The 21,490-nt window shown below is 71.4% G+C and carries 21 protein-coding genes; 8 read left to right on the top strand and 13 right to left on the bottom strand.

The window, feature by feature from the left end:
- Window positions 1-3: 3 nt before the first annotated feature.
- The gene (locus MXD59_RS09160) at window positions 4-564 is read left to right on the top strand and encodes a MaoC family dehydratase (protein WP_248824321.1); all 561 of its coding nucleotides are present in this window, start codon (window positions 4-6) and stop codon (window positions 562-564) included.
- Between the two features lie 50 nt (window positions 565-614).
- Here MXD59_RS09160 and MXD59_RS09155 read toward each other — a convergent pair whose 3' ends face one another.
- The 6 genes from MXD59_RS09155 to MXD59_RS09130 form a co-directional block, all read right to left on the bottom strand.
- On the bottom strand, window positions 615-773 hold the full coding sequence (locus tag MXD59_RS09155; protein ID WP_248824320.1) for a hypothetical protein: 159 nt from the start codon (window positions 771-773) through the stop codon (window positions 615-617).
- 44 nt (window positions 774-817) lie between these two features.
- On the bottom strand, window positions 818-1,390 hold the full coding sequence (locus tag MXD59_RS09150) for an AAA family ATPase (RefSeq protein WP_248824319.1): 573 nt from the start codon (window positions 1,388-1,390) through the stop codon (window positions 818-820).
- Between the two features lie 78 nt (window positions 1,391-1,468).
- Window positions 1,469-1,942, bottom strand: coding sequence for a VOC family protein (locus tag MXD59_RS09145; RefSeq protein WP_163550076.1), 474 nt, complete (start codon window positions 1,940-1,942; stop codon window positions 1,469-1,471).
- Window positions 1,943-2,198: 256 nt separating this feature from the next.
- Complete coding sequence (locus MXD59_RS09140; protein WP_248824318.1) at window positions 2,199-3,788, bottom strand: FMN-binding glutamate synthase family protein; 1,590 nt, start codon at window positions 3,786-3,788, stop codon at window positions 2,199-2,201.
- Between the two features lie 370 nt (window positions 3,789-4,158).
- On the bottom strand, window positions 4,159-4,551 hold the full coding sequence (locus MXD59_RS09135) for a nuclear transport factor 2 family protein (RefSeq protein WP_248824317.1): 393 nt from the start codon (window positions 4,549-4,551) through the stop codon (window positions 4,159-4,161).
- A 105-nt stretch (window positions 4,552-4,656) separates the two neighbouring features.
- Window positions 4,657-5,850 carry a citrate/2-methylcitrate synthase gene (locus MXD59_RS09130; RefSeq protein WP_248824316.1) on the bottom strand — a complete coding sequence of 398 codons (1,194 nt, stop codon included), beginning with the start codon at window positions 5,848-5,850 and terminating at the stop codon, window positions 4,657-4,659.
- A gap of 133 nt (window positions 5,851-5,983) precedes the next feature.
- On the opposite strand from MXD59_RS09130, the gene MXD59_RS09125 reads away from it, so the two are divergent.
- The 4 genes from MXD59_RS09125 (at window position 5,984) to MXD59_RS09110 (ending at window position 10,502) form a co-directional block, all read left to right on the top strand.
- Window positions 5,984-7,303: a citrate/2-methylcitrate synthase gene (locus MXD59_RS09125; RefSeq protein WP_248824315.1), complete on the top strand. Its 1,320-nt coding sequence runs from the start codon at window positions 5,984-5,986 to the stop codon at window positions 7,301-7,303.
- 208 nt (window positions 7,304-7,511) lie between these two features.
- Complete coding sequence (locus tag MXD59_RS09120; protein WP_248824314.1) at window positions 7,512-8,363, top strand: ABC transporter substrate-binding protein; 852 nt, start codon at window positions 7,512-7,514, stop codon at window positions 8,361-8,363.
- A gap of 277 nt (window positions 8,364-8,640) precedes the next feature.
- Window positions 8,641-8,874, top strand: coding sequence for a hypothetical protein (locus MXD59_RS09115; RefSeq protein ID WP_248824313.1), 234 nt, complete (start codon window positions 8,641-8,643; stop codon window positions 8,872-8,874).
- Between the two features lie 1,205 nt (window positions 8,875-10,079).
- Window positions 10,080-10,502 (top strand): cold-shock protein, encoded by a 423-nt coding sequence (locus MXD59_RS09110; protein ID WP_163549287.1) that lies wholly within the window; start codon window positions 10,080-10,082, stop codon window positions 10,500-10,502.
- Between the two features lie 25 nt (window positions 10,503-10,527).
- Here the strand turns inward: MXD59_RS09110 and MXD59_RS09105 are convergent, their stop codons facing one another.
- A complete protein-coding gene (locus tag MXD59_RS09105; RefSeq protein ID WP_248824312.1) occupies window positions 10,528-11,442 on the bottom strand; it encodes a PhzF family phenazine biosynthesis protein in 915 nt (304 codons plus the stop codon).
- Between the two features lie 197 nt (window positions 11,443-11,639).
- Here MXD59_RS09105 and MXD59_RS09100 point away from each other — a divergent pair, with 197 nt between their 5' ends.
- The 3 genes from MXD59_RS09100 to MXD59_RS09090 all read left to right on the top strand — a co-directional run bounded on the left by MXD59_RS09100 (window position 11,640) and on the right by MXD59_RS09090 (window position 15,093).
- Window positions 11,640-12,323, top strand: coding sequence for a TNT domain-containing protein (locus MXD59_RS09100; protein WP_248824311.1), 684 nt, complete (start codon window positions 11,640-11,642; stop codon window positions 12,321-12,323).
- A gap of 228 nt (window positions 12,324-12,551) precedes the next feature.
- Window positions 12,552-13,982, top strand: coding sequence for an MFS transporter (locus tag MXD59_RS09095; protein ID WP_248824310.1), 1,431 nt, complete (start codon window positions 12,552-12,554; stop codon window positions 13,980-13,982).
- Between the two features lie 16 nt (window positions 13,983-13,998).
- On the top strand, window positions 13,999-15,093 hold the full coding sequence (locus MXD59_RS09090; RefSeq protein WP_248824309.1) for a M14 family metallopeptidase: 1,095 nt from the start codon (window positions 13,999-14,001) through the stop codon (window positions 15,091-15,093).
- Between the two features lie 77 nt (window positions 15,094-15,170).
- Here the strand turns inward: MXD59_RS09090 and MXD59_RS09085 are convergent, their stop codons facing one another.
- The 6 genes from MXD59_RS09085 to MXD59_RS09060 all read right to left on the bottom strand — a co-directional run bounded on the left by MXD59_RS09085 (window position 15,171) and on the right by MXD59_RS09060 (window position 21,300).
- Complete coding sequence (locus MXD59_RS09085; protein WP_248824308.1) at window positions 15,171-16,385, bottom strand: amino acid kinase family protein; 1,215 nt, start codon at window positions 16,383-16,385, stop codon at window positions 15,171-15,173.
- Window positions 16,376-17,440, bottom strand: coding sequence for an aspartate-semialdehyde dehydrogenase (locus MXD59_RS09080; RefSeq protein ID WP_248824307.1), 1,065 nt, complete (start codon window positions 17,438-17,440; stop codon window positions 16,376-16,378). Before MXD59_RS09080 ends, MXD59_RS09085 begins: the two co-directional genes overlap by 10 nt.
- 64 nt (window positions 17,441-17,504) lie before the next feature.
- Entirely contained in the window at window positions 17,505-18,311 is an 807-nt protein-coding gene (locus MXD59_RS09075) for an SDR family NAD(P)-dependent oxidoreductase (RefSeq protein ID WP_248824306.1), read from the bottom strand.
- 94 nt (window positions 18,312-18,405) lie between these two features.
- Entirely contained in the window at window positions 18,406-19,326 is a 921-nt protein-coding gene (locus tag MXD59_RS09070; RefSeq protein WP_248824305.1) for a hypothetical protein, read from the bottom strand.
- A gap of 23 nt (window positions 19,327-19,349) precedes the next feature.
- A complete protein-coding gene (locus tag MXD59_RS09065) occupies window positions 19,350-20,141 on the bottom strand; it encodes an iron-containing redox enzyme family protein (protein ID WP_248811088.1) in 792 nt (263 codons plus the stop codon).
- A 43-nt stretch (window positions 20,142-20,184) separates the two neighbouring features.
- Window positions 20,185-21,300, bottom strand: a complete 1,116-nt coding sequence (locus MXD59_RS09060) for a hypothetical protein (protein WP_248824304.1) — start codon at window positions 21,298-21,300, stop codon at window positions 20,185-20,187.
- Between the last annotated feature and the right edge of the window lie 190 nt (window positions 21,301-21,490).

The raw sequence follows: 21,490 nt of genomic DNA, 5'->3' as shown, positions 1-21,490 counted from the left end.
GGGATGACCGCGCCCGACGGCGGTGCGCCTCGCCACGACGGCGCTTCATCCCCCGACGCCGCTTCATCCTCACGCGGCGGCGACACGTCGGCGGGCTCGCGGCGGCGGGTCGAGCAGCGTGGGCTGTACTTCGACGAACTCGAGACGGACGTCGTCTACGCCCACCGGCCGGGCCGCACCGTCGGCGAGGCCGACAACACGCTGTTCAGCACCCTGACGATGAACGCGCAGGCCCTGCACCTGGACGAGGCGTGGAGCAGCACCCAGCCGTTCGGCACCCGTCTGGTGAACAGCATGTTCACCCTGTCGACCCTGGTCGGGCTGTCCGTCAGCCAGCTCACCCAGGGCACCACCGTCGCCAACCTCGGCTTCGGTGAGATCCGTTTCCCGACGCCCGTGTTCCACGGCGACACCCTCAACGCCGAGACGGTCGTGCTCGCGAAGCGGCGTTCCCGTAGCCGGCCCGGCGAGGGCGTGGTCACCTTCGAGCACACCGCCCGTAACCAGCGCGGCGAGATCGTCGCCGTGGCCGTCCGCACCGCCCTGATCCTGCTCACGCCCTGATCCCTGTGCGCGCTGGCCGCAGGCGCGTGTCACCGCAGCTGCCAGCGGGATCACGGTCCAGCGCCTGCCGGTGGGGTCGCCGACCGCGAGCGCAGGTCGCCGGTCGGACGCGCCGCCGGTCGACCCGATGCCGAGCACCCGGTTGTCCGGTAGCCGGGCAGGGTCGCCTCGACCTGGGCGCGTTCGACCAGCACCGGCTGCTTCGCCACGTCGATACTCGTCGGGCTGTTCTGCGCGTTGCTGACCACTGTGACTACCGACGGCGCCGTTCCAGCGGGAACGTCCACCTGGAAGGTGCACGTCCGGCCGGAAGCGGCGTTGAACCGGCTGCCCAGACTTCGATCTCGTGGCGGCGGCGTAGACGGACGTAGGTCTGGCCAGGTCCGGGTGCGGCGAAGCGCTCGCCATATCGCTGGCGGTAGATCGGATGCCTGCGCCAGGACCAGCGGATCGGATGGTCGGCCCGGGGCAGGTCACGCCAGCGTTCCCGGTTGCCGTTCCACAGTCGCCGGCGCAGTAGCAGCCGCCCCGCCGTGCGGCGGAGAAGCTGCCATTGCGCCAGCCACCGTGGCGGATCCAGCCAGACCACGGTGTCCGCGCGGGCCCAGATCAGATCCTGGACAGCGGAGTAGTTACCGTCGACCACCCAGGTGGGTGCGGCGGTGGCCGCGTCGACGTCGTCGACGAAGGTCGGCCGGGGCACCCAGCCGGGACCATGGCGCAGTTCGTCAAGCTCGATGTGCGGTACGGACAACGTGGCGGCGAGTCGGCGGGCCAATGTCGATTTGCCTGACCCGGACACACCCACGATCAGTACCCTGCGCACGACAAAAGATCATATTCGGCCAGGGTGCGGCAGCCGAGGGCGGGTGGTGGCTCTCGCCCGCAGCTGGCTCGGCAATGCTCAGCCGGCCGCCGCGCGCCGGATCTCCTCGATATCGATCTTGGACATTGTGAACATGGCCTCGGTGGCCCGTCGCGAGCGCTCAGGGTCCGGATCGCCGAGCAGCTCGCCCAGCGCGGACGGCACGATCTGCCAGGACACCCCGAACCGATCCTTGAGCCAGCCGCACTGGCTCTCCACGCCACCATCGGCGGTGAGCACGTCCCAGTACCGGTCGATCTCGGCCTGGGACTCGCAGAACACCTGCAGGGAGAAGGCCTCGGTCTGCGGGAACTCGGGACCGCCGTTGAGCGCGACGTACTCCCGACCGTCCAACTCGAACTGGACGGTCATCGCCATGCCCTCGGGCCGGCGCCCGCCGGGCCCGTACCGGCTGACGTTGGTGATGCGCGAGTTCGCGAACAGCGACGTGTACAGCTGCGCGGCCTGCTCGCCCTGATCGTCGAACCACAGACACGGCGTGATGGGGGGCATGTGCGGACCCTTCGTCGGGATCGGTCATCGGGATCGGTCGCCTGCATTGGTCGCCTGCATTGGACGCCTGTTCGCATCCGATGGCAGAACCGTAGCCGTCCCCTCCGACAGTTTTCGCCAGCCGTCGGGCCCGTCGGCCTTCACCTCCGCCGGGTCCGTCACCCGGCGCCCGGCGCCCGTCACCCGCCACCGTCGTGCGCGTGGTCCGTCGGCGCCGTCAGAGGTCGGACGCCCGGGGGTCGCGCGACGGGCGTGGTCAGGCTCGGAAGCTGTCGGGGTCGGCGGTGATCCAGTCGGCGATCCAGGCTGGCGGCGGGTCGGCGAGCAGCTCGCCGGGCTCCAGCCAGTCGAAGAGCTCGGCGTAGCTGCGGGTGTCGGTGTGGGTGACGCGGCGCATCAGCATGCCGGGGTGCAGCTCGCCGGGTGTCGCGCAGCCCAGCGACGCCATCATCTGGACGGCGGTGGCGACGGTGGCCTGCTGGTAGCGGCGGACCCGCTCGCTCTTGTCTGCGACGTCCAGCGCGCGGGCACGCCGCGGGTCCTGGGTGGCCACGCCCACGGGGCAGGTGTTGGTGTGGCAGCGCTGCGCCTGGATGCAGCCGACGGCCATCATCATCGCCCGCGCCGAGTTGGTGTAGTCGGCGCCCTGAGCGAGCCGTTTGACGATGTCCACCCCGGTGGCGACCTTGCCGCTGGCCCCGATCCGAATCCGGTCCCGCAGGCCGACACCGACCAGCGCGTTGTGCACGGTGATCAGGCCCTCGGTGAGCGGTGTGCCGACATGATCCTCGTATTCGAGCGGGGCCGCGCCGGTGCCGCCTTCGGCCCCGTCGACGACGATGAAGTCGGGGGTGACGCCTTCGGCGACCATCGCCCGGCAGATCGCCAGCAGTTCCCGCCGGGATCCGAGGCACAGCTTGAACCCGGTCGGCTTCCCGCCGGCGAGCTCGCGCATCCGCGCGATGAACAGCACCAGCTCCCGCGGGGTGGCGAACACCCGGTGGCCGGACGGGCTCACGCAGGTCACCCCGGCCGGGACTCCCCGGGCGGCGGCGATCTCGGCGCTGACCTTCGCCGCCGGCAGGATGCCGCCAAGGCCTGGTTTCGCCCCCTGGCTGAGTTTGAGTTCGACCATCCGTACCGTCGGCAGTGCCGCCTTGTCCCTGAACCGCGCCGGGTCGAAGTCGCCGTCCGGGGTGCGTGCCCCGAAGTAGCCGCTGCCGATCTCCCAGACGAGGTCGGCGCCGTGGCGCAGGTGGTGCTCGGTGAGGCCGCCTTCGCCGGTGTCATGGGCGAAACCGCCGGTGGCGGCGCCCCGGTTCATCGCCAGCACCGCGTTGGCCGACAGCGACCCGAAACTCATCGCGGAGACGTTCAGCAGCGCGATGTCGTACGGCTGCGTGCAGTCGGGGCCGCCGACCCGCACCCGTGGCGGTGGCGCGTCGGCGGCGACGTCCAGCGGTGCCGTCGAGTGTGGCAGGAACTCGTAGCCGACCGCGTTGACGTCCCGCTCGGTGCCGAACGCCTGATCGCTGTGAATACCCTTGGCCCGCTCGTACACGCTGGTGCGCACATCCCGGTCGAAGGGCGTGCCGTCGTAGTTTCGCTCGATGAAGTACTGCTGGATCTCGGGTCGGATGTGCTCGAGCGCGAACCGCAGATGCCCGGCGACCGGGTAGTTGCGCAGGATCGCGTGCCCCGACTGGAGCAGGTCGTAGGCGGCGAGTGCCAGGACGGCGACGAGCACGCCGACCGCGACCCACCACGGCGCGCTCCACAGCAGGGCGGCGCAGATCGCCCCCGTGAGGGCGACGAGCAGACCGGCAACCATGCCCACGGGGAACATCGCGTCTGTGGTCCTCTCCCTGCGGCGGCCTCCTCGATCGTGAAACCGTGCCGGGCGTGGGGACGGTGCGCTGACCGTACAGACCGCCGGTGCGGCTTCGCGTCGTGGCGATGGAAGCGACGCTATCTGGCGGCCTCGCTATCTGGCGGCCTCGGTTTCTGGCGGCCTCGGTGAGCAGGGCGCGCAGGACGGGACGGCGTCCTCGGGTGTGGCGACGGGCCACACCAGCACACCCCGCGCTGCCAGGCCATCCTGGTGCGATGCCTGGATGGTGGACCACGCGGCGCCGTAGGCGAGGCGCCGTGTGGTCCCGGTCATCGGTGCGGCGGCCCGGCGCAGTCACCCACACCGGCGACCGGCTGGCGAGGCCTTATGCGCCCGGAACGCGGTCCAGGAAACCGGTGACCGTGCGGATGCGGCCGTCCGTGGCGAAGGTGACGACATCAAAACCCGCCACCGGTGCCGAACCGTCCGTGCGGGAGACCAGTTCCCAGCCGAAGCGGGCGACCTGGTGATGGATGTCCGGCGAACCGGTCAGGCGGAACTCGTAACCGGTGAACTGCTGCTGGACGCCGCGGATCAGTGTGGCGAGTGCCTCGTGCCCGGTGACGTCGGAAAGGGGGTCGACGTAGGTCGCGTCCTCGGTGAGGGCGGCGGCCACCGCCTTGTCCAGAACGTCGCCGGTGGTGTTCCAGGCGGCGAGATAGCGCTCGACGGACTCGAGCTGGGACGGCGCTGACACAGTCTGCTGTTCTGCTGTCATGGGCACACTGTGTCGCGCCGCGCACAGGGTCGTCGATGACGTCGGAGGTCATCGACGACCCGCGGATCTCGCCGCCGGACAAGCGCCGGTCGTGGTCGTCGCGGTCTAGTCGCGGTCGGGCACCGGCTGCGGCGCCGGCGGTCCCACATAGCGGGCGGAAGGCCGGATGATGCGGGGATCAGCGGTCTGCTCGAGAACGTTCGCCGTCCAGCCGATCGTGCGGGCCACGGCGAAGGTCGGGGTGAACATGTCCCGGGCCAGACCGCACAGCTCCATCACCACGCCGGCGTAGAACTCGACGTTGGTGTGCAGCTCCCGCCCCGGTTTGAGTTCGGCCAGCAGCTCGACCACCCGCCGCTCGACCCGCACGGCGAAGGCGACCAGATCGCCGCCGAACTCCTCGGCCACCGCCCGCAACATCCGCGACCGGGGATCCTCCGTGCGGTACACCGCATGACCGAAACCCATGATCCGGTCGCCCGCGAGGACGTGCTCGCGAATCCAGGGATCGATCCGCTCGGGGCTGCCGATCGCGTCCAGGGTGTCCAGCGCCCGGCTCGGCGCTCCGCCGTGCAGCGGGCCCGACAGCGCGCCGATCGCGCCGACCACACAGGCCGTGAGATCCGCGCCGGTCGAGGCGATCACCCGGGCGGTGAACGTCGAGGCGTTGAAGCCATGGTCGATCGTGCAGATCAGGTACCGCTCGATCGCCCGGACCTGGGCCGCGGTCGGCTCCGCGCCCCGCAGCATCCACAGGTAGTTCGCGGCGAACGCCAGGTCGTCGCGAGGGGCCACCGGGGCCAGCCCGCGCCCAAGCCGGTGCAGGGCCGCGGCGAGTGTCGGCGTGACCGCCCCGACCACAAGCGCGTCGTCGAGGCGGCTGGCCGCGTCGGCGTCGTAGAGCGGCCGCATGCCGCGGGACGCGCCGACCAGGGACAGCGCCGTGCGCAGCCCGTCGAGCGGACCGCCCTGACGTCCGGCCCGTGCCAGGGTGGGCAGGACCTCGATGATCTCGGGTGGGAGGTGGCGCAGCGGGGCCACCCGGGCGGCGAACGCGGCCCGGGCCTGCTCGCTCGGCAGCTCACCGAACATCAACAGCTGCCACACGTCCTCCAGCCCGCGGCGCTCGGCCAGCTCGATCGCCGAGTACTGCCGGTAGTGGTAGAAGCCCTCGCGGCCACGGACGTCGCCGAGTTCCGTGCGGGTGACGACCAGCCCCTTCAACCCGGGCGGTGCCTCCGCCAACCCGGGCGGTGCCTCCGCGCCCGTCGCGCCCTTCGCCCTCGTTGTGATCACCATGATGATTGACCTCCTCGCCATCAACGATTGATCCAGTCATCCAGGAAGTCAACGTTGATTACAATCAACGTGAACCAGTACACTTGCCTCGGCTGGCGGGGAGGCGGGCGCTACGGGGATCTGGAGGGCTCTGGTGGAGGACGAGCGGGCACGGCTGACCTCGAGGGAGGTCGCCCAGCGACTCGGAGTCAAGATCGAGACGGTGTACGCCTACGCGAGCCGCGGCCTGCTGCACAGCCGGCGCGAACCCGGGCGGCGTGACAGCACCTTCGATCCCGCGGAGGTGGAGCGTCTGCGCGAAAGCGGGCGTGGCGGCCCCGGCCTCGCCGTCGGGTCCGCCCGGGTGCCCGGTGGGGGCGGGGTGGACGCGACGTCCGAGGGTGCGTCCGGGCTGCCGGCGGTGCGTACCCGGGTGACCGTCATCGAGGGTGGTCGGCTCTACTACCGGGGCGTCGACGCCGTCGATCTCGCGGCCCGGCACCGGTTCGAAGCGGTCGCCGGCTGGCTCTGGCAGGGACGGCTCGACCCGGTGGTGCCCTTCGTCGTGCCCGCCGAACTGGCCGCGGTGCTCGCACGGGTCGGTGCGCTCGTGCCGGCGCGCGCTCGGTTGACCGATCGGCTGCGGATCGCGGTGCCGCTCGCGGCGGCCAACGACCCGTTGCGCTTCGACCTGCGTGAGGAGAGCGTCCTGCTCACCGCCCGCACCCTCGTGGCGGCCCTCGTGGCGGCCGTGGCGCGGCCGTCGGTCGGAGCGACCGGCCCGTCCGGCGCGTCCGGCGCGTCCGGCCCGTCTGGCGACGAGCAGGGGCCGCTGGCGCGACGGCTGTGGTGGGGGCTCACCGGGTCAGCGGGTGATCAGGACGCGCTGGCCTGTCTGGACCAGGCCCTGGGGCTGCTCGCGGACCATGACCTGGCGGTGTCCACGTTCGCGGTACGGGTCGCGGCCTCGGCTCGAGCGGACCCGTACGCGGTGGTCGCCGCCGGTCTCGCCGCGCTCGACGGTCCGCTGCACGGCGGGGCGAGCAGGCTGGCCCACCGGATGATCAAAGAGGTGCTGGACGGGGACGACGCCGTCGGCGTGCTCTCCGAGCGGTTGCGCACGGGGCAGCCGGTGCCCGGATTCGGGCATCCCGCCTACCCCGAGGGTGATCCGCGAGCCCGGGCCCTGCTGCGGGCACTCAGCGCCGTGCCGGCGGCGCGGCAGGCATGCGCGGCCGCCCACGAACTGGTCCAGGCGGCCGGGCGGGAGCGTGCCCCGCACCCCAACATCGATCTGGCCCTGGCCGTGCTCACACTCGCCGCGGGGATGCCCGCCGATGCCGGCGAGGTGATCTTCGCGGTGGCGCGGTCCAGCGGATGGCTGGCGCACGCGCTGGAGGAGTACCAGGAACGCCCCCTTCGCCTTCGCCCGCGCGGCGTCTACGTGGGCCCACCGGTCATCCCGACACCCTGATCCCGCCCGTCCCGCGGGTCTCCCGCCCACGCCGCGGGTCTCCCGCGCGGACCGCCGTCCGGGGGTACCCGCCGCGGGTCAGGACGGGGCGGCGGCGAGCGGTGCGCGGTCATCCGGCCATACTGTGAGGTACTTCCGCACGTAAGACCCTTTTGTCATTTTTAGTCCGGCGCGCCACCGCGAGACGGTGGGCATCACGGAGGCCCCCATGCCCCTGTCCGCACGCCCGCGGCGGCTCGGTGTGTTCGCGACGGTCAGCGCGCTTGCGACAGTCAGTGCGCTGCTGGTCGCCCTGACCGCCTGTTCGGGATCGTCCAACGGTGACGGTGACCTGAACCTCGTGCATCAGGGTCGGCTGACGTTCGCGACGAGCGCGCCGATGGACACACCCTGGTTCGCCGACGGCCAGCCCACAAACGGCCGCGGATTCGAAAGCGCGCTTGCCTATGCCATCGCCGCGAAACTCGGCTTTTCCGCCGACCAGGTGCGGTGGACGACCGTGTCACGTAACGACGCGCTCGCTGCGGGCAAGAAGAACTTTGACATCGACATCGACCACGTGGCGATGAGCCCACAGCTTCGCGAGAACGTTGACCAGAGCGCCGGCTACTACACCGTCCCGCAGACGGTCGTAGCACTGAGGACCTCACGGATCGCGCAGGTGACCACCCTGGCCGGACTCCGGGACGCCAAGCTGGGGGTCCCGGCGACCGGGAACGGGCAGGCCACGATCACCAAGCTGATCGCACCCGTCCAGGAGCCCGCCGTGTTCACCGATACGAACGAGGCGGCCGAGGCGTTGGAAAACGGGCCAATCGATGGCATCGTCGTCGACTTCGTCACGGCTTTCGCGCTGACGCACACCCTGCCGAACGCGTTCATCCTCGGGCAGTTCTTCGGGGCGGAACCGATGGACCAGCTTGGCATGGTGTTCGAGAAGGGAAACCCGCTGGCGCAGAGCGTCAATGACGCGCTCGCTCGGTTGCGCGGATCGGGGGATCTGCTCAGAATCGCCGGCCAGTGGCTTGGGGCCGAAGCCGGAGCCCCCGCTCTCCAGTAGTTCGTCAGCCCAGGGGCGACCTCGGGCCAGACGCCTCGCGGCTGTGGGCGGGGCCGACAGGCGCAGAACCGTGCGTGATTTTTCCATCACTGTGGGCTGGCGGGTGGCGGGCGGGGAACGCTGCCGTGTCCCAGCGCTGGTGGTGATCGGGCCAGGGGTGAGACAGGATCGTGACAGGGGGCGGCCATGGCCGGGAGGTCCGGTCGGTGCCGCGGCAAAAATGTCGCCACTGCAATGTTGCGAAACGTCCGCCAAACCGTAACCATGTTGGCCCGTGATGACCTATGACGACGTACTGCAGGTAACGGATCCGGTCGAGCGGGCCAGGCTCGCCGATCAGATGATGTGGGCGGACCATCCCCGACGTTTGGAACTACGGACCGTACGCGGGATCGCACTGCGGGAGGCCCTCGACCGCGGACTTGATGCGCAGGACATTGCCAGTCGCCTCGTGGTCACGGTGGCGGATCTGGACTGGATGGCCGCCCCGGTATCGCCCGCTGCGGCCTGAACGGCGCGGTGGTCGGACAACGGCGTCCGTCCGCCCGACGCGGCTCGCGGGTTCGCCCGCGCGCGGAACGCACCTTTCGCACAGCTTTTCCAGCTGGATTTTTCCTGTGCCTTGTTTGATTTTTCTTACTTAGAGTAATAGTAGTGCCGTGTCTTCGGTTGTGGCTGGTGTGCTCTCGCGGCGATCCCGGCCTTCCCATGCCGGGCTGGCGTCGATCTTCGGTCTCGGGTTGCAGCTGGATTTCTAGCTCCCTGACCTGGACTTTTGCCCTTGTGTGCACTGGAGTGCATGCGTCGGGGCGGCTCGTCGGCTATCTCGGTGCGACGGGCCATCCATCCCCATCCTCAGTCGGGGCCCGCTTCCGCTCCCGAGATCAATCACTGAATGTGATGACTCTCCAGGGCATCGAGTGCGGACTGCTTCCAGCCGCCTGTCGTCCGGTCGAGGGGTGCCGCGCGGCTGCCGGCGCCGGCGCCGGCGCTGAGGGGCGAGGCCGCTTCCGATCGCTGGGTGAGTCGCCGGGGCGAGGATGTGATGTGAGCTCGCGGCCGGGGCAAGCCGGCGGGCTGGCTCCCGCGGGTGCTGTCACCGGCTGACGGTGCTGTTACCAGCTGACGGTGCTGTAGTCACGGCAGACGCGGGCCGCGGGCGGTGACCCTGGCTGCGACGGCCGGGTGCCGGGTGCCGGTGGGGCAGGGTCGGTCGGGTCGGGGGCCGGGTCTGGGGCGGAATGGGTGCGGTGGTGGCGCCCGGGTTGCTCTGGCCGGAGTGTTGGCATTGCGGGCGGGCATGTGGATGGTCTGCCGATACCGGGGCGCGGGGGTGGTCGGGTGGTGCTTCGCCCGGGTGGATCGATCGCCGATCGGTTCTGTGTCGAGAGAGGGGGGTGGAACCGGCCTGTCGACATCGTCAGGATAGTGCCGTCGAATGCGACTATCGAACATGTGATCGATATCATGGGCCCTGCTCCCATGCTCGCGGAAGTGGTCGTCAATGGGAGCCGAGTCGGGTCGGATGGTCGATGAACCCGCTTCGGCCGAGTCGCTGTCGGGCTGCGCGTCGGGCGGCGGTTCGGAGTCGGTGCACAGAGTGCTGGCGGGGCGGGTATGCTGAGTCCCCTTAGGTCGGGTCCGCTGTGTTGGTGGTGGAGTGGTACGGGCTGTCACGGCGGGGACAAAGTCTTTCTGGTGTTGCTGAGGTGAGTCGTGAGTACAGGTAAGGTTCTTCGGTTCGATCAGGTTCGTGGCTATGGTTTCATCGCCCCGAGCGACGGCGGCGACGATATCTTTCTCCACGCGAACGATCTGCTGGTGGAAAAGCATCTTGTCGTGCCGGGTGTCCTCATGGACTTCAAGGTGGAAGAAGGCGAACGCGGGCTGAAAGCCAGTGCGGCCCGCATCGTGGGCTCGGCGCCGGAGCCGTCCGTGTCCCCGATCGCGCCGGTGCGGGTTGTCTCGCACGCGGAGGACGCTGACGGGTTGTGTGACGTCCTGCCGGTCGGGGAGCTCACGCAGGAGGTCACCGAGACGCTGCTGCGGGTCGACCCGGCGTTGACGAGTACGCAGATCGTGCGGATTCGCGCCGAGCTCATTCGGATCGCGGAACGCTACGGCTGGGTCGAGAACTGATCCGGTCGCCGCGTTGGCGGCACGGTCAGAGCAGGGCCGTGCCGCTCAGGCAGGTGATGGTCGCACCCGCCACCCAGACGGTCCCGTCGGGGTCCACGGTGATCCGTACCCGTCCGGCGCGCTGAAGGGCCGCACCCTGGCTGACGGTGTAGGGCGGGTGGGCCCGTCCGGTGGCGATCAGCCACTGGGCGACGGAGGCGTTCAGGCTGCCGGTCACCGGGTCCTCCACGGTGACGCCGCCGCCGCCCAGGAAGGCGCGGACCTCGAAGGCGGTGGGTGAACCCGGCGGCCAGGGTCCGACCACACCGATCCTCCCGTCGACATCACGGGGCCGTAGGGCGAGGACCGCCTCGGCGCTGTCGAGCAGGACCGCGATCCAGCCCGGTCCGTTGTCCGCCCAGGCGGCGTCGACGATCTCGTCCGGGGGGATACCCAGCATCGTCGCGAGCCCCGCGAGCAGGCCCGGGTCGACGGGTCCGGTGCGGCGCGGCGGTGGTGCGGCGAAGGCCAGTCCGTCCGGGGTGCGGCGCAGTGGGATGAGTCCGGCGGCGCATTCCTGACTGAAGCGCGTCCGGCTGGCCGCGTCAGCCTGGGTCTCGAGCCAGGCGTGGCAGGTCCCGAGGGTGGGATGGCCGGCGAAGGGCAGCTCCGTCGACGCGGTGAAGATCCGCACCCGGTAGTCCGCCGCGGGCGAGGTCGGGGGCAGGACGAAGGTCGTCTCCGCCAGATTGGTCCAGCGGGCGAAGGCCTGCATGGTCGCGGTGTCCAGGCCGGTCGCGTCCAGAACCACGGCCACGGGATTGCCCAGCAACGGCGTCGTGGTGAAGACGTCCACCTGACGAAACGGCCGCGCCGTCGGCGTGCGGGTCGGTTCCTGCGCGCTGACGGCGGACTGGCCGGGTGGTGCCGGGGCGGGGTGGTCGCCGTCCACATCCGTCATGGTTAGCAGCGTAACCAGGGCTGAGCACGGTGGGTGTCGATACCGGCCAGCCGGTCACCCGCGCGGCTGGCGGTGCGCCGCGCCACGCCACGCCACGCCGGGGCACACACCAGCGTCACCTTCGTTCGCCGCGAGGGGCCGCGCTGTTACTGTCCGCCACCATTACGTGCTGGCAGTGATGGGGTGGAGGGTCGCGGGTGCGCGCTCGGAGGTTGGTCGCGTCGGCGGTGGGCGCGCTGGCGCTCGTGTTCGGCGGGGCGACGACGGTTCAGGCGGCATCGCCGCCGCTGGTCACCGGAGTGCCGGCGCCGCAGGTGCGTCCGCCCACGGTGTCGCTGGACACCTGCTCCACGCAGCTCTACCAGCAGGACGCGCGGCTGGGGCCGGCGAACCTGCCGCTGCTCGGCGAGGTCGGGCATCAGCTCTACTTCTGGTCGCGCACCGGGGATTTCCCGCAACAGCGATTCCTGCAGGTCTTCTGGGACCCGGCGTTCGCCGGCTGGCGCTACCCACCGCAGGACGGCTTCGTCCTGCGGCCGGACGGCTCGCCGGTGAAGGCTGTGACCGTCCTCGCCCCGGGGTCGGACGTCGACCGCTACGGCGCCGAAGGCGGCCGCTATCTGGCGCCCGCGCACACCCCTTACCGTGAGCGTTCGATCCCACCGTCGAGCCTGGTGGACAGCCCAGCGGCCGGCTGCGACTACCACGAGTACCGGATCCTGCGGCCATTCGCCGTCTACGGCGGCCCGATCGCGGGCTGGTTCGGGCAGCCCGGCGGCGGACTTCAGTACCAGCTGGACGGGACCCTCATTCCCGGTGCGCCGGCGCGGGTGGACGTCTCCTGGTTGCTCGTCCACGGCTTTCTGTACCGGGAGCGCTGACAAGCTCCGGTGGATGTTGTGAACACCTTCGGCGGATGCCGGGAAGACCGGCGATGGCTGACGGATGCTGTGGCCGTCCTGGCCGGAGGTGGCCGGTCGAGATGTGGATTGCTGGTCCGAACGTTCGGAGCCTGTGCTAGCTTCAACCCGCATCTGCGGATTAGATGTCGGCCTTCAATCCGCAGGTGCTGGCTGGTAGCCGAGAGTGCGGCCCAGTGATCGGCGACAGTGGCCAGAGGCCGGGGCTGTGGGACGAGAGACATCGAGCAGGTACACACCGAGCACGTCGGTGAGATGAACCGGCGCGGCGACGCCACGTCCGGGGGCGGCCACCGCGCGGTGCTGTGGCTGCTGCTCGGCGTTGTGCTGCTGTCGTCGTCGGCGTTCGGGGTGCTGCTGCTGCTCGGCCCGTTCGTGAAGACGGTCGGTGGCACCGAGCGGACCTACGGGGCGTTGTGCGCGGCGGCGGCGATCCCCACCGCGATCGCCCTCGCACTGCTGCTGCGCCATCCGCGGGCGGTGGCACCGAACCTGCTGCTCGGCGGATCATGCCTGGTGTACACGGCGGCCGCTGTGCTCGCGGCCAGCGTGCACTCCCAGGGGCCGGCGCTGGTGGTCGCCGCGATCGTGCTGGGCACCGCCTGGGCGGTCACCTACACGGCCGCCCCGATGATCGCCTCCGAGCTGTCCGACGACCGTAACCGCGCCACGCTGATCGGCTACGCCACCGGGACCATCCAGGCCGGTTTCGGTATCGGGCCGGTGCTCGGGAGCGGGCTGCGCGACGCGGGCCTGTCCTACCAGCATGTCTTCCTGGTCGGTGCGGGCCTGGCGCTGGGGGCCGCGGTGCTGGTCGTCCCGCTGACGGTGCAGCTGCGCCGGCTGGCGGCGGCGAACGCGGCCCGGGCCACGGCCGCGCCAGCGGTGTCTACATCCGGGTCGCAGCCAGCGCGGGCGGGGGGCACACCGGCCGGCGACGACGGTGGTGCTGGCAGGGACGTGCGGCGGATGCTGCGCTCGCCGAGCGTCGTGCCGCTGACGATGGTGCTGCTCAGCGCCTGCGTGTTCACCACGATGAACAGCTTCCAGACCACGTTCGCCGACAGCCGGCACCTCGACTTCGACGTGTTCTACGTGACCTACACGATCGCCGTCATCGCGGTCCGGCTGGGCCTGGCGCGGAGGCTCTCCGACAGCGCGTCCGACCGGGTCGTCGCCCTGACCACCCTCGGGATGACAGCAGCCTCGGTCGCCTTCGTGTTCGTGGGGTCCAGCCCGGTGCTGTACTGCCTCGCCTCGCTGCTGCTTGGCTGCACCTACGGTCTGGGGCTGCCGGCCTTCCAGGCCCGCGCGGTCAACCTGGCCGGCCCGGCCGAACGGGTGCGGATGCTGCCGATGGCCGGGCTGCTGTTCGAGGTCGCGATCCTCGCGTTCCCGATCGTCGCTGGCGCGGTGGTGGACAGCCACGGTTACCGCGGGCTGTTCGTGTTGCTCATCGGGATCACCAGCGTGGTGACCGTGCTCGGCCAGGTGCGCGGTCAGGCCCGCGGTCAGGCGCGGCCTCCGGCCGTCGGTGCGTCGGCGCCGGATCAGCCACCGCGGCCCGCGGCCGATCCGGCGGCCCCGGTCAGCCAACCGGCCGGCGCGCCCCGGAACTGACGGGAAGGACGGGCAGGTGTACTTCAGCGCGGACTACGCCCAGGCACGGCGTCGTTTTCTGGACGCGGCCGTCGAGCGCGGCGCGCAGCTCGCGTCCAGCACGTTGGACGGGCCGCTCGGCCCGTCCGGCGAGGCGCTGACCACCGACGTCGCCCGGATCGGCGCCGCCACGGGGCCGGCGGTGCTGGTCCTGGTCAGCGGGACGCACGGCATCGAGGGGTTCGCCGGGTCCGCCTGCCAGCTGCGTGTGCTGCGGGAGACGGCCTGGACGGACCTGCCGATCGTGTTCGTCCACGCGCTCAACCCGTTCGGCTTCGCCCACCGCCGCCGGGTCAACGAGGACAACGTCGACATCAACCGCAACTTCATCGACCACGACCAGCCGCCGGCGCCTCGCGGTTACGGTGAGCTGCACGACGCCCTGCTGCCAGGCGACTGGGAGGGCCCCGCCCACGCCGCGGCCGACACCGCCCTGTTCGCCCACGCCGACCGGCTTGGCCTGCGCGAGGTGCAGCAGCGGATCACCGGCGGCCAGTACACCCATCCGGACGGTCTCTTCTACGGTGGCTCGGCGCCGAGCTGGTCCCACCGCACCTGGCACTCCACCATCGGTACCTTCCTCACCGGCTACGAACGGGTCGCCTACATCGACCTGCACAGCGGCCTCGGTGCCCGCGGCGCCGCCGAGCCGATCTTTCGCGGCGGCCCCGATCCGGACGCTCCGCGCCGCGCCCGCGCCTGGTTCGGTGACGTCCTCACCGACTCCGAGGAGGGCACGTCCAGCTCCACGCCGATCGGCGGCAACTCCGCCCGTGCCCTGGTGGCACAACTCGGTGACCGGCCGTCCGGCGCCCCCGAGATCACCGCCATCACCTGCGAGTTCGGCACCCAGGACGGCCTGACGGTGCTGCGTGCCCTCCAGGGGGACAACTGGCTGTGGCAGCAGCGCGGCCCGGTCGAGGAAGCCGGGCGCGCCCACATCGGCGACCTGATGCGGGCCGCCTTCAACCCGGACGACGCCCAGTGGCGCACCGACGTCCTCGACCACGGCCTGGACGTCATCACCCGCGCCGCCACCGGTGTGCGCGCCGCCGCCGACCTCCGCCGCTGACCGCTCCGGTCGGCGTCAGCGCGCGGACCGCCGGTAGGTCGGACGGTCCGCGCACGGTCCCGGCGGTGGGGTGCTGGTCAGGGTGCGGGTGGCGGGGCGCCGGCGGTGGCGAGCGGGGACGGTCGGAAGACGGCGTCGTGCGCGGCGCGGGCGACGGCGGGGGCGTCCTCGGCGGTGACGAGCCGGTGTTCGAGTCGGCCGTCCGGGAACAGCGTGGTGACCAGACGTAGCTCGGGGCACGGCCGCAGGCCGCGGCCCCGCAGATCCCGGACCGTGTCGGCGAGGACCAGCGACGACCTGTCGGGCTGGACGACGACGGCGTCCGAACCCTGCGCGGTGAGTTCGACGCAGAGGTCGTGGACGAGCGAGGCGGCGCCGGTCCAGACCGCACCGTGGGTGTGGACGAGCACGGCCGCCGCGCTGGTGGCGGCCGTACCCACGATCGAATGGACTCGGCCCTCGGGCAACAGCGAGCGGCAGTGGATCTCCACCTGGTGGCGGCGGGCCCAGTCGACGGCGCTGTGGTGCAGGACCTTGGCGCCGTGGCGGGACATCGTGATCATCGTGTCGTGGTCGACGGTGGCCAGGGTGCGGGCGGTGGGAACCAGACGGGGGTCGGCGGTGCAGATACCGGGGGAGTCGGAGAAGATCTCGCAGGCCGGGGTGCCGAGTGCGATGGCGGCGGCGATCGCGGACAGGTCCGAGCTGTTGCGGCCGAGCATCACCGGGTGGCCGGTGGCATCCAGGGCCTGCCCACCGGGGACGACCAGCACCGTCCCGGCAGGCTGGCCGGCCAGGCGCGCGGTGAGCGCGGACGGGTCGATGGCCCGCAACTCGGCGCTGTGCGGCTCGCCGGCGCCGAGCAGGCCCGTGTCGGCGGGGCCCAGCGGCAGTGCGGTGAGGCCCGCGTCGCGCAGCGCGGCGGTCATCACCGCGACGTTGACGGTCTCACCGGTCATGAGGGCCGCGGCGAGCAGTTCCCGGTCGGGGTCGGGGCTCACGGCCCGCACCGCGTTCGAGAGCCGATCGGTCTCCCCGGCGACCGCGCTGACCACGACGACCGCCCGCCCCCGGCCGGACGTGCCGGCCGGATCGCCGGTGGTGTCGTCGAAGGCGGCTGGGCCCCCCGTGCGCAGCCGCTCGGCGATGTAGGTGGCGATCCGGCGGTGCGCGCCGGGGGCGGCGAACGCCGCCCCGCCGAACTTCAGCACGAGCGCCTCGGCCGAGGCCGACTCGTCCCCGAGGTCCGATGCGGCCGTCAGCTCAGTGGCCAGCTCAGTGTTCAGCGCCACCAGGGCATCCCGGCGGCGAGGGCGACGATCTGCAGGGCGTTCAGGGCGGCGCCGACGGTCAGGTTGTCGGCGACGACCCACATCCACAGGGCGTGCGGGTCATCGGGGTCGGAGCGGACCCGCCCGACGTGCACGAGGCGGCGTTCGGTCGGCGAGGAGCACACGAACCGTGGCATCGGATAGGCATCCGCGGGGCTGCCCGCGGGCTCGGGATCGCCGTAGACGCGCAGGTCCGGCGCGGCGCGCAGGGCGCCACGGGCGTCCTCGGGGCGGACGGGGGCGGTGAAGGTGACGTGCACGGCCTCGGAATGGCCGTTGATGACGGCGACCCGCACCGCGGTCGCGGCGACCCGCAGACCCGGCAGATCCATGATCTTGCGGGGTTCGCGGCGCAGTTTGCGTTCCTCGTGGGAATGGCCGTCGTCGTCGCGCAGGCCGATCTCGGGGATCAGGTTGAACGCGAGCGGCGGGCCGAACCTGCCGGCGGTGGTGTCCGCGGGGTCGGCGCCGTCGAGCAGGCCGCGGGTGGTGTCGGCGAGCTGTTCCAGGCCGCGCAGCCCGCCGCCGGACGCCGACTGGTAGCTGGACACGATCACCCGGTCGATCTCGCCGATGTCGCGCAACGGATGCAGCGCCCGCACCAGCTGGATCGTCGAGCAGTTCGGGTTGGCCACGATTCCGCGGGCCGGCCGGGTGGCCAGGGCCTGCGGGTTGACCTGCGGGACGACGAGCGGCACGTCGTCGTCCATCCGAAAGGCCGAGCTGTTGTCGACGACGAGCGCACCGGCCGCGGCGACGATCGGGCCGTAGGCGGTGCTGATCGGGGCGCCGGCGCTGAACACGGCGACGTCCACCGTGGACGGGTCGAACTCCTCGAGCGCGACCACCGGTTCGACCTTCAGGTTCAGGCCGAGTTCCGCGCCGAGGTCGCGCCCGGCCGACCCGCCCGAGGCCACCGGCACCACCCGGTCGACCCCGGGTACCAGGCCCGAGTCCAACAGGGTCAGGCACTCCCGGCCGACGACTCCGGTCGCGCCGATGACGGCGATGTTCACGTGCGATTCCCCCTGGTAGATCGATGACGAGGTGCTGTGCTGTGGTGCTGTGACGCGCGGCCGCTCAGGCGGAGGCGTCGGTGTCGGTCTCGACGGCCTTCTCGTCGGCGAAGTTGGCGTCGAGGTCGACCCAGCCGCCGTCGACGAAGAGGACCTCGCCGTTGACGTAGCTCGCGGCGTCCGAGGCGAGGAACACGGCGGGGCCGGCGATCTCGGCGGGCTTCGCCCAGCGGCGCAGCGCCACCTTCTCCGAGTAGGCGTCCGCCCAGGCCGAGGACGAACGGATCGGCACGGTCAGCGCCGTCTCGACCGGGCCGGGGGCGATCGCGTTGACCCGGACCCCCATGGGCCCGAGTTCGGCGCCGAAGACCCGCACCATCTGGGCGAGCGCGGCCTTGGTGCCCGCGTAGATGACCTGACCGGGTTCGACGGCGCGGCTGGAGATCGACGAGATGACGATGATGCTGCCGCTGCCCTGCACGGCCATGATCCGTCCGGCGCCGCGCAGGACGTTGAAGGAGCCGCGCAGGTTGACGTCGGTGACGGCGGTGTACTCGTCGTCGGTGTAGTCGATGAGCGGCTTGCGGATGTTGATGCCGGGGGTGCCGACGGCGATGTCGAGCCGCCCGTGCTCGGCGGCGACGCCGGTCAGCAGCGTGTCGACATCGGCGGAGAGCCGGACGTCCGTGGTGGTCGCCTTCGCGGTGCCACCGGCGGCGACGATGGTGGCGGCGGTCTCCTCGACACCTGCGGTGTCGATGTCACCGCAGTCGACGGTGGCGCCCTGGGCGGCCAGGCTGATCGCGATCGCACGGCCGATACCGGACGCGGCGCCGATGACCACCGCGACCTTGCCTGTCAGATCCAGCACCTGTGCTCCTGTGTCCTGGGACCCCACCGCGTTGTTGGGCGACGGCGGTGGGGTCGGGGTGGGTGAAAGAAGAACCGGCCAGTGTTCGGGGCGGTTACGCGGAGCGGGCGGAGGCACGCGTGGACCGGTGGTTCTGGTCGGTCCGGCGGACGAAGTTCGCCATGATCGCCTCGACGGTCTCCGCGGGAATGCGCACCACGCACAGAATGCGGTCGCCGGGCTCGGTGTGCCGTTCGAAATGGGCGTTGACCCGGGCGTCGTCGCAGCGTGGACGGGTGCGGTACAGGTCGCGGGGCACGCCGATGCCGGTGAGGCGCCCGCTGGAGGCAGCGAAGGGCGCGTGCGGGGCGAGAGCGGCCGCGATCTCGCGGGCCAGCGCCATGACCCGCGGTTCGCGGCCGCCCGCGCCCTCCCCCCCACCATGGCCAGCGCCGCCCGTCGCCACCGCACCCCCCGCCCGGGCCGTATCTGTCTCCGGAGCCGTATCTGTCTCCGGGGCCGCACCTGTCTCCGGATACAGGGCGGCGCCGGGCAGTTCGCCGTAGGAGCGCATCGCGCAGTAGGCGACGGGGTTGTAGGTGCGCAGCGCCGCCAGGTAGGGGAAACCACCGGTGACGATGACCTCCTCGAGCAGCGCCAGCCAGCTGGTGGCGAACACCTGGCCGCCGCGCAGCCGGGCGCCGACGAACTGGATGCCGATGTGCAGGAACGGCTGGCCGGACGCGGTGGCCGCCCAGCTCGCACCGAGCGCCGACACGGGTGCGCCGCTGTCGCGTTCGACGCCGACGACCAGATGCTGCGCCTCGCGCAACAGGTCTGGCCGGGCCTCGAACAGGGCGTCCATCCGCAGGTCGGGCAGGGCGGCGGTCAGGCCCGCCCGCAACCAGTGATGCTCGGCCTCGCTGAGCGGGTCGGTGTCGCGGGAGAACCGCACGACGTTGTACGCCGACGCCTGGCCGGTGGGGGGCTCGTCGAGACGGGGCATGACGGTCCGCGACGACGGTAAGTCGGGCATCGTGGCCTGACCGGCCGCCGCGCTCAGGCGAACCGACCGGCGAGCGAGCCGGCGGCCTCGAAGGAGTTCTTCGCCGGGGCGACCACGGCCTGGTAGAGCTCGAGGAAGTAGGCCACCCACAGGTTCGCGACGATCCTCATGTGCTGAATGACCTTCGCCTCGTCCTCGGTGGAGGACACCAGTGAGGTGAGCACACCCCAGACGAAGTCGGCGTGCTCGTCGTCGATGTCGGTACCGACGTGGCGGCGGGCGCCGGCGACCTTCTCCCGGCCGAGCTTCTCCTCGAGGTTCTTCACCCAGGACGGCTGCGTCTTGGTGGTCGTGTACTCGACGAAGTACACGCTGCACAGCAACGCCAGCGGGGTGCCCTCGAACTCCATGCCGTACTGCAGGTAGCCGGTGAGCAGCTTGGTGGCCTGGAACGGGTCGGTGGAGTAGATCTCGTCCTTGGTGACACCGATGCGACCGAGGTCGCCGGCGAACCACTCGTCGTGGAGCATCTCGTCCTCGACGTAGTGGGCCCAGGCGGCACCGCGGACCGGGTCACGCTTGGTGAAGTAGTTGATGGCCAGCGCGTCGATGGTGCGCTTGCGGCGCAGGCGCAGGATGGTCTCGATGTTGTGGCGCTTGTAGTACTCGAGGTTGAGCTCCTCGCCGCGGGCCTGGTGGTCCGCGTAGGGGATCTCGGCGTAGAACTTGTTGATCATGGCGTCGAGCAGGTCGTCGACCTGCGTGCGCAGCGCACCGAGATCGGCGGTGCGGGCGGCGGCGGCCGCCCGCGGGTCTCCGTACCAGCTGCGCGGGTCGTCGGTCATCGCGAGGGGCTCCTTCCGGGCGGGACGGTGACAGGTAGGCGGTTCAGCAGCCGCAGGTGGGGGTGCGGCGCCGGTTGAGCCGCCGGACGGGCGTCGATCCGGGGGCGGGCGCGGCGCAGACCGGGGCCTCGGGGCCGGCGATCCGGGCGCCGGTGGCCGCATCGGTGATCACCGTGTTGGCGCAGGTGAAGGTGAGCGCGTACCGGGTCGTCGGGGTGAGGCCGAAGCCGAGGTGGACGGTGCCGTCGGCGCCGCCGAACATCTCGTTGAGGCCACAGTTGCCGGGCTGCTGGACGAGTTCGGGGTTCAGGCCGATGCCGAATTCCCAGACGATCCGATAGGACTCGTCGGCGGCGTAGAGCTTGCCGAGGGCGTCGACGGCACGTTGCCCGGCCGGGTCGATGGCGCGTACGTCGGTGACCGCACCGTCGGCGAGGTCGAGCACGATCGTCGCGTCGCGCAGCACGTCGAGGTCGGCGAACAGCTCCGCCTGTTCGCGCAGGACCGCCGGGTCGTCACCGCGGTGCACGATCGGCGCGCCGCGCAGGGCGATGCTGCCGCGCAGGGCGAGCCGGCTGGACGCGTCGAAGCGGTAAAGTCCGGTCGGCGCGGCGCTGGCCTCCCCGGACGGCGCGATCTGCTGCTCGCCCGGACCGAGCACCCCGGCCTGCTGGTTCCACTCGTAGTCACCCGAGATGCACAGGCGGGCGGAGGCGTGGCCGGCGTGGTCGGCCAGCAGGACCTCGTCCGCGTCGCCGAGGGCCTCGAACAGCCGGTCGGCGCGAGCCTCGAGCGCGCCGCTGTCGGTGCGCTGCACGACGTCGAGGAAGTAGGCGATGTGCGCGTCGGTGACCGGGGTGGAACCGCAGGGCATCGCCGCCAGACGCCGCCCCGGCCCGATCTCGTCGGGTTCGGGGGAGACCAGGAAACGGTCGGGGCAGACGACGAACACGTCGGCCTCGGCGGGCATCCCCGGCGCGCGCAGGGCGTCGGCCAGGCTCTGGTCGGCCTCGATCGTGCGGTGCACGACCTCGCGGTAACGCTCGCTTGTGGCCACGGCGAAGTCGGCGGCCCGGTCGGCCTGGGTGAGCAGGCAGAACGTGTTGTGGGGGCCGGGGAACTCCCGATGGGAGTCGGGACGCACGACGAACTGTGCCATGGGGACCACCAGGATGCGCGATGCGACGGAGAACGGGATGGCAGGTGACGGGTGGCATTGACGCGTGGCGGGACGACCGGAGGGGACGCGGTGAACATTCCTGGGACTCGGGGCGCAACGCTGCGCCGTGGGCCCCCCCTACGGGGGGGGGTACCCCGGGCAGGAAAACCCACCCCAACCCCCCGCCGCA

The sequence above is a fragment of the Frankia umida genome, from assembly GCF_023242945.1.
Classification (GTDB): Bacteria; Actinomycetota; Actinomycetes; order Frankiales; family Frankiaceae; genus Frankia; species Frankia umida.
Note: the sequence above shows the minus strand (reverse complement) of the source record. Positions and strands in the feature narration are given on the sequence as shown.

Coding starts and splice junctions, on each gene's coding strand:
- MXD59_RS09160 (WP_248824321.1), top strand. CDS start 4: ATGACCGCGCCCGACGGCGGTGCGCCTCGCCACGACGGCGCTTCATCC.
- MXD59_RS09145 (WP_163550076.1), bottom strand. CDS start 1,942: ATGCCCCCCATCACGCCGTGTCTGTGGTTCGACGATCAGGGCGAGCAG.
- MXD59_RS09140 (WP_248824318.1), bottom strand. CDS start 3,788: ATGTTCCCCGTGGGCATGGTTGCCGGTCTGCTCGTCGCCCTCACGGGG.
- MXD59_RS09135 (WP_248824317.1), bottom strand. CDS start 4,551: ATGACAGCAGAACAGCAGACTGTGTCAGCGCCGTCCCAGCTCGAGTCC.
- MXD59_RS09130 (WP_248824316.1), bottom strand. CDS start 5,850: ATGGTGATCACAACGAGGGCGAAGGGCGCGACGGGCGCGGAGGCACCG.
- MXD59_RS09120 (WP_248824314.1), top strand. CDS start 7,512: ATGCCCCTGTCCGCACGCCCGCGGCGGCTCGGTGTGTTCGCGACGGTC.
- MXD59_RS09115 (WP_248824313.1), top strand. CDS start 8,641: ATGACCTATGACGACGTACTGCAGGTAACGGATCCGGTCGAGCGGGCC.
- MXD59_RS09105 (WP_248824312.1), bottom strand. CDS start 11,442: ATGACGGATGTGGACGGCGACCACCCCGCCCCGGCACCACCCGGCCAG.
- MXD59_RS09070 (WP_248824305.1), bottom strand. CDS start 19,326: ATGCCCGACTTACCGTCGTCGCGGACCGTCATGCCCCGTCTCGACGAG.
- MXD59_RS09065 (WP_248811088.1), bottom strand. CDS start 20,141: ATGACCGACGACCCGCGCAGCTGGTACGGAGACCCGCGGGCGGCCGCC.
- MXD59_RS09060 (WP_248824304.1), bottom strand. CDS start 21,300: ATGGCACAGTTCGTCGTGCGTCCCGACTCCCATCGGGAGTTCCCCGGC.